At 72.3% G+C, this 6,812-nt stretch carries 5 protein-coding genes; 4 read left to right on the plus strand and 1 reads right to left on the minus strand.

Annotation, left to right across the window (positions count from 1 at the left end):
- Positions 1-254: 254 nt before the first annotated feature.
- A complete protein-coding gene (locus tag V6V47_RS32380) occupies positions 255-1,568 on the minus strand; it encodes a serine hydrolase domain-containing protein (RefSeq protein WP_334632368.1) in 1,314 nt (437 codons plus the stop codon).
- Between the two features lie 118 nt (positions 1,569-1,686).
- On the opposite strand from V6V47_RS32380, the gene V6V47_RS32385 reads away from it, so the two are divergent.
- The 4 genes from V6V47_RS32385 to V6V47_RS32400 all read left to right on the plus strand — a co-directional run bounded on the left by V6V47_RS32385 (position 1,687) and on the right by V6V47_RS32400 (position 6,738).
- Entirely contained in the window at positions 1,687-2,160 is a 474-nt protein-coding gene (locus tag V6V47_RS32385; RefSeq protein ID WP_334632364.1) for an NfeD family protein, read from the plus strand.
- Between the two features lie 5 nt (positions 2,161-2,165).
- Positions 2,166-3,272 carry an SPFH domain-containing protein gene (locus tag V6V47_RS32390; RefSeq protein ID WP_334632365.1) on the plus strand — a complete coding sequence of 369 codons (1,107 nt, stop codon included), beginning with the start codon at positions 2,166-2,168 and terminating at the stop codon, positions 3,270-3,272.
- A 151-nt stretch (positions 3,273-3,423) separates the two neighbouring features.
- Positions 3,424-4,194 carry a hypothetical protein gene (locus V6V47_RS32395; protein ID WP_334632366.1) on the plus strand — a complete coding sequence of 257 codons (771 nt, stop codon included), beginning with the start codon at positions 3,424-3,426 and terminating at the stop codon, positions 4,192-4,194.
- Between the two features lie 348 nt (positions 4,195-4,542).
- Positions 4,543-6,738 (plus strand): transglycosylase domain-containing protein, encoded by a 2,196-nt coding sequence (locus tag V6V47_RS32400; RefSeq protein ID WP_334632367.1) that lies wholly within the window; start codon positions 4,543-4,545, stop codon positions 6,736-6,738.
- The last annotated feature ends 74 nt before the right edge of the window (positions 6,739-6,812 follow it).

A 6,812-nucleotide genomic window follows, 5' to 3' on the forward strand; every position in this document is an offset into this window, starting at 1 on the left:
GCCACCGCACCGCGCCGCGCCGCGCCACCGCACCGCACCGCGCCGCGCCGCGCCACCGCACCGCGCCGCGCCGCCGCGCAAGATCCGCACAACTTCCGGGATATTGCTGCCTCCTCGCGCTGGGAGGCAGCAATATCGGTGAAGTTGTGCAGATCTTGGCGCGGGCGCGGGCGCGGACCCCGGCGCCGGCGCCGGCGCCCGCGCGGATCCGGGCGCGGGCGTGGTGGGACGCGGGAGCCCGTGAGCCTGTCGGATCAGGGTTCCTGGTCGGGGGTGCGGGTGTGGACGAAGGTGGCGATGTCCAGGGCGACCGCCCGCCCCTGCTCGTCGCGCAGGACGGTGAGGATCTCGCCGTCCTCCCCTCCGGAGCGGCCCCGCCAGCGGTCCGGTCCCTCGGGCACGAAGTGCAGGTCCGGCGCACCGATCGGCCCGGCGCGCAGCTCGCCGGCGGCGTCCGCGGACACCTCGATCTCGATGCCCATCCACCACCAGCGGCCGGTCAGCTCGGTCAGCTCGGCCGACGGCGCAGCGGTGGCCGGCAGCCAGGGGGCGACCGGCGCGGGTTCGGCGTCCAGCACCAGGGTGAGCAGCTCCCGGCCGAGCCCGCCGATGTGGCCGACGCGCAGGCCGTACGAGTTGGCGAAGCCGATCACGGCTGTGCGGGTGGGCCGGTGCACGGCCAGCGAGGCGATGTAGCCGGGCATCGAGCCGCCGTGTCCGGCGTACACCCGGTTGCCCTCCCGGAAGAGTTCGAGCCCGAGGCCGTGCCCGTGGGCCCAGGTCTCCAGTTCGCTGATCACCACGGGGGAGCACATCTCGGCCAGCGTCTCGGGGGCCAGCACGGACGGGTCGGGGTCGGCGAGGAACGCCGCCCAGCGGCCCAGATCTTCGATCGTCGACCAGAGCTGCCCGGCCGGTGCCATCGCGCCGGTGTCGGTACGGGGCTCCTCCCGCAGCGTGTGGTGCCACGGGTGGACGACGTAGCCACGGGCGAACGGCTCGGTGGCCGCGTACGTGGTGCGGCGCATCCCCAGCGGCGTGAGGATCCGCTCGCTGATCAGGTCGGCCCAGGGCGTACCGGTGAGTCGTTCGAGCACCCCGCCGAGCAGCCCGTACGCGAGGTTGGAGTAGTGGTACGTGGCGTGCGGCGGGTAGGCGATCTTGTCGGCGCTGACCCCGGCCAGCAGGGTGGGCAGGTCGACGCCCGCGGTCCGTTCCCACCACTGGCCCTCGGGCTCGCGCTGCATGCCGCTGGCGTGCCCGAGGAGTTGGCGCAGGGTGAGTGTGCCGAGGCCGGTGCCCGGCAGGTGCTGCTCCAGCGGGTCGTCCACGGTCAACTGACCGGCGTCGCGCAGCTGCATGATCAAGGTGGCGGTCATGGTCTTGCTGATCGAGCCCAACCGGTACTGCAGGTCGGCGTCCGGGCGGGGGTGCTCGCCGGCGGCGGCCAGGTGCACCAGTGTGCCGTCGCGGACCACGCCCAGCACCAGCGACGGGGCGCGACCGGCGGCCTGTGCCTGTGCGACGCGCACGTCGATCTGTCGGGCGGTCTCGGGCAGCAGGGTCAAGGGAATCTCCTCGCTCATGGGCGCGGGCCGGTCCCTGGACGAGCGGGCCCGGGGTTCCGCCGAGCCTACTGATCATCGCGGGTCGGCCGCGCGTGCATTCGCGTGTCACGATCAGGGGGTGGACGCCGTGGTGTGGATCGTGTTGGGTGTGTTGCTGGCGGTCGCCGAGATCTTCACGACGACGCTCTTTCTGATCATGTTCGCGGCCGGGGCGTTCGCCGCCGCCGGCGCCGCCGCCCTCGGTGCGCCGACGGCGGTGCAGGCGCTGGTCTTCGCGGTGGTGTCGGCGCTGAGCCTGCTGGTGGCCCGGCCGGTCATCCGACGGCATCGACGGTCCGCGCTGGACAGCGGCGAGCAGCCGTTCGGGGTGGAGGCGATCGAGGGTTCCACGGCGCTGGTGCTGGAGCGGGTGGACGCTGAGCACGGCCTGGTCAAGATCGACGGCGAGCTGTGGAGCGCCCGCCCGTACGACACGACGCAGTCTTTCGAACCCGGGGTCCGGGTTCGGGTGATAAAGGTCCGGGGCGCGACCGCCCTGGTCTGGCAGGACGACGTTTCTTCCGCCGGCGAGCTGCCGGAAGCGAGAGGGTGAACGGGATGACGGTAATCGGGGTGCTGGTGATCGCGGTGGCGCTGATCGCCGTGATAACGCTGGCCAAGGCGGTGCGGATCGTGCCGCAGCAGCGCCAGGATGTGGTGGAACGGCTCGGCAAGTACAAGCGCACCCTCAGCCCCGGCCTCAACCTGCTGGTGCCGTTCATCGACGCGGTGCGCACCAAGGTCGACATGCGGGAGCAGGTGGTCAGCTTCCCGCCGCAGCCGGTGATCACCTCGGACAACCTGGTGGTCTCGATCGACACGGTGCTCTACTTCAAGGTGGTCGACTCGGTCCGGGCGACCTACGAGATCTCCAGCTTCCTCCAGGCCATCGAGCAGTTGACCGTCACCACGTTGCGTAACGTGATCGGTTCCCTGGATCTGGAGCGGGCGCTGACCAGCCGCGATGAGATCAACCGGCACCTCTCGGGCGTGTTGGACGAGACCACCGGCCGCTGGGGCATCAAGGTGACCCGGGTCGAGATCAAGGCGATCGAGCCACCGGCCAGCATCCGCGACTCGATGGAGAAGCAGATGCGCGCCGAGCGGGACCGCCGTGCGGCGATCCTGACCGCCGAGGGGCACAAGCAGTCGGTGATCCTCACCGCCGAGGGTGACAAGCAGTCGGCGGTGCTGCGGGCCGATGGTGACCGGCAGGCCCGGATCCTGCAGGCCGAGGGTCAGGCGAAGGCGATCCGGACGGTCTTCGACGCGATCCACCAGGCCAACCCGAGCCAGAAGGTGCTCGCCTACCAGTATTTGCAGGCTCTGCCGCAGATCGCCCAGGGCAGCGCCAACAAGGTCTGGATCATCCCGGCCGAGTTGACCAAGGCCCTGGAGGGGATGGGTGGCGCACTCGGCGGGCTGAGCCAGATGGTGGGGGACCTGCCCGCGCCGGAGGCCGCGGACCAGGCGAGCCAGGTCGAGCGCGAGGCCGCGGAGGCGGCGCAGGCCGCGGCGGACGCCGCTCAGCAGATCCACGACGAGGTACGCGTCGCCGAGGCGCAGGCCACCGGCAACAAGGGGCCGCAGGGGCTGCCCGCGCCGGAGCCGGTCTCCCCGGCCAGCCTGGTCAACGACCCGACGGACCAGCGCGAGCGCGGATAGTCCAGCACGTCGGCCGCTCGCCCGGCTAAATGCGAGAAAGACTCATGGGGCGCTCCGACGCCTGCCACGATCGGTCCTAGGACGGGTGGTGACCAGGCAATCGGGGCGCCCCGGCGCGTCTCGCACCGCTCGCGGACGAGCGAGGTGACGCATGAAGGATCCGGCGAATCGGATGTGGTCCTCGGCCCCGGTGCCCGGCGCGCACGACCCGGCCGGCCCACTGGGCTCCCGGCGTACCGGTGGCGGGTTCGGCGTGCTGCCGTTCGTCGCCGAGCCGACCCCGATGGGGCCGGCCACGAACGCCAGCTGGGCCTGGTCGGTGCGCCGGTTCGCGCGGGCCGCGGTGTGGCTGCTGCCCGCGTACGCCATCCTCTACGGCGCGGTGGCGATGGCCAGCGACGGCGGGGTGGGCAACGACCCCTATCCGGCCGACGGCCGGGCGGCGTACCTGATCGGCTGGGTCGCCGCGGTCTGGCTCGGCCTGCTCGCGCTGCTGGCCCTCACCGGCCTGCTCGCGGCGACCCGCAGCCGCCGGGTGGCCGCCGCCGGTCTACTGGTCAGCATCGCCGGTACGGTGCTGATGCTGCCGTTCGCCGGGCTCGCGGAGCAGACGCCCGTCTTCGGCACCACGGCCCGTTCGCTGGTCCTGATCGGCGCCACCTTCTACAGCGTGGGCTGGTTCCTCACCGGGTGGGCGGTGGCCCGCTCGGGCACGTTCAGCCTCGGGGACGGGGTCATGCTGATCATCGCCGCTCCGCTCCTCGGCCTGGGCGGCGCGCTCATCGGCTCGTTGCAGACGTTCGGCGCGATCTTCGTGCTGATCGCCGGCATCGGCATCGGCTACCGCTCCGGCCGCCTGGTCCCCCGCGACATCGCGAGAGACGCGGCCACCGCCAGCCTCTCCACCCCGACCACCCCCTGACCCCGCTCTGCCCCGCGCCGCGCCGGTGCCAGACCCGGTGATCAAGAGGCTTGCGTCAGAATCGGGCCGCCGTCTGACGCAAACCTCTTGATCACCCCGTCCGGGCGCGGTCTGGTGTGTTGGGACGCGGCCCCGAACGCTCTGCTCCGGTGATCATGAGGTTGACGGGGGTTTCTGGCCCTGAACCGCCCGTCAACCTCATGATCACCGGGGTAAGGGGGAGGGGCGGGGAGGGGCGGGGTCTAGGGGGCTGGTGGTGGGAACTTGCTGGTGGGGGGGCGGTGAAGTTGCTGACAATCGGGGCCTGAGGGTGGTCGGTTGGCGGCTTTCGTGGCAATCCTGGGGACCATGGCCGCCCCTCGCTCGCCGCTGTCGCGGCTGTTCACCGTGCTGCTCGCCGGCTTGCTGGCCGGGCTCGCCCTGGCTGTCGCCGCGCTGCCGGGCAACCTGCTGCTCGGGTTCGCCACGCGCACCGCGATCGGGTCGTACGCCGCTCTGCCCGGGGCTCTGCGCACCCCGGTCACCCCGCAGCGCTCCTACCTCTACGCCAACGACGGCAAGACGCTGCTCACCACGTTCTACGACGTGAATCGCACCGACGTCCCGCTGGCGCAGGTCGCCCCGGTGATGCGGCAGGCGATCGTGGCGGCCGAGGACCGGCGGTTCTACGAGCACGGCGGCGCTGACCTGCGCGGCCTGGCCCGTGCCCTGGTGGCGAACGTCAAGGGCGGCGGCACCGAGCAGGGCGGCTCGACGCTGACCATGCAGTACGTCCGCAACGTGCTCAAGACCGACCCCACCCGCACGGCCGCCGAACGCGCCGCCGCCACCGACCCCACCATGGGCCGCAAGATCCAGGAGATCCGGTACGCGGGCGCGCTGGAGCAGAGCCTCGGCAAGGACGAGATCCTCGACCGTTACCTGAACATCGCCTACTTCGGCGCCGGCGCGTACGGAATCGCCGCCGCCAGCCAGCGCTACTTCGGCAAGACGGCGGCACAGCTCACCCTCGCCGAGTCGGCTCTGCTCGCCGGGCTCGTGCAGTCCCCGGACGCGTACAGCCCCATCGGCGGGGACAAGGACCAGGCGCTGGTCCGCCGGTCGTACGTGCTGGACTCGATGGTCGCCACCGGGTCGATCAGCGCTGCCCAGGCCGCGCAGGCCAAGGCGGAGGCGCTGACCCTGCACCCCACCGCGCAGCCCAACGGCTGTACCGCGATGGCCCAGGGTCACGACGACTGGGGCTACTTCTGCGACTACCTGCGCCAGTGGTGGCTGGCCCAGCCGACGTTCGGCGCCACCGTGGCCGAGCGCGAGCAGGCCCTCCGTGCGGGCGGCTACACCGTGGTCACCTCGCTGGATCCGCAGATCCAGGCCACCGCGCAGCAGCAGGCCACCAAGGTCTATGGGTACGACAACAAGCGTGCCCTGCCGGTCGCGGCCGTGCAGCCGGGCACCGGGCGGGTGCTGGCGATGGCGGTCAACCGGCACTACAGCCTGGCCGACAACCCGCCCGGGCAGGGCACCTACCCCAACACCGTCAATCCGCTGATCTCCGGCGGGGCCAGCGTGGACGGCTACCAGGCCGGTTCGACGTTCAAGCTGTTCACCATGCTCGCCGCGCTGGAGTCCGGTCGTACCCTCTCCACCGGCTTCGACGCGCCCGCCAAGCTGCCCACCCGGTACGACGCCGAGGGGCCGGGCAGCTGTGACGGCCACTGGTGCCCGGCCAACGCCAACCCGGACTGGATGGACGGGTACCGGATGATGTGGGACGGCTTCGGCCGGTCGGTGAACACGTACTTCGTCTGGCTGGCCGAGCAGGTCGGCCAGGACAAGGTCGTCGAGATGGCGCAGCGGCTCGGCATCACCTTCCGGGCCGACGCGGACGCGGCCTTCGCCAAGGACAACGCCGCGCGGTGGGGTTCGTTCACCCTGGGCGTGGCCGCCACCACCCCGCTGGACCTGGCCAACGCGTACGCCACGGTGGCCGCCGAGGGCACCTACTGCACGCCGCTGCCGGTGGTCTCGGTGACCGCCGCGGACGGTGCGAAGGTGCCGGTCGGCGAGCCGTCCTGCAAGCGGGTGATCGATGCCGACGTGGCCCGTGCCGCGACCGACGCGGCCCGGTGCCCGGTCGGCCAGCAGTCGGCGTTCGGGCAGTGCAACGGCGGCACCGCCACGACCGTGAACGACATCCTCGACGGCCGTCCGGTGGCCGGCAAGACCGGCAGCTCGGAGCAGAACAGCACCGAGACGTTCGTCGGCTTCACCCCGCAGGTGGCGGTGGCCGGTATCGCCGTCAACCCGGACGACCCGACCGACTCGGTGGGCTCCGCGGTGCAGGCCAAGGTGATCGACGCGGTCGCCCGGGTCATCGCCGCCGCGGTCAAGGGCCAGCCGGAGAAGGCGTTCGTGGCGCCCAGCCACGACCTTGCCGGCGACCCCCACCGCCCGGTCGAGCGTCCAGTGGTGCCCGACCCCAAGCCCACCCAGGACGACGACCGTTCCCTCCTGCAACGCTGGCTGGACCGCCGCGGCTGACCCCCGCCCTCCACCCCCGCGCCCTCCGCCCCCGCGCCCTCCGCCCCCGCGCCCGCCCCCGCCCCCTGCCCGCC

Source organism: Micromonospora sp. CPCC 205539, from assembly GCF_036906815.1.
In the GTDB taxonomy this organism is placed as follows: Bacteria; Actinomycetota; Actinomycetes; order Mycobacteriales; family Micromonosporaceae; genus Micromonospora.

What these genes read in the sequence shown, in the direction of transcription:
- V6V47_RS32390 (WP_334632365.1), top strand. Translation starts at nt 2,166, where the DNA reads ATGACGGTAATCGGGGTGCTGGTGATCGCGGTGGCGCTGATCGCCGTG.
- V6V47_RS32395 (WP_334632366.1), top strand. Translation starts at nt 3,424, where the DNA reads ATGAAGGATCCGGCGAATCGGATGTGGTCCTCGGCCCCGGTGCCCGGC.
- V6V47_RS32400 (WP_334632367.1), top strand. Translation starts at nt 4,543, where the DNA reads ATGGCCGCCCCTCGCTCGCCGCTGTCGCGGCTGTTCACCGTGCTGCTC.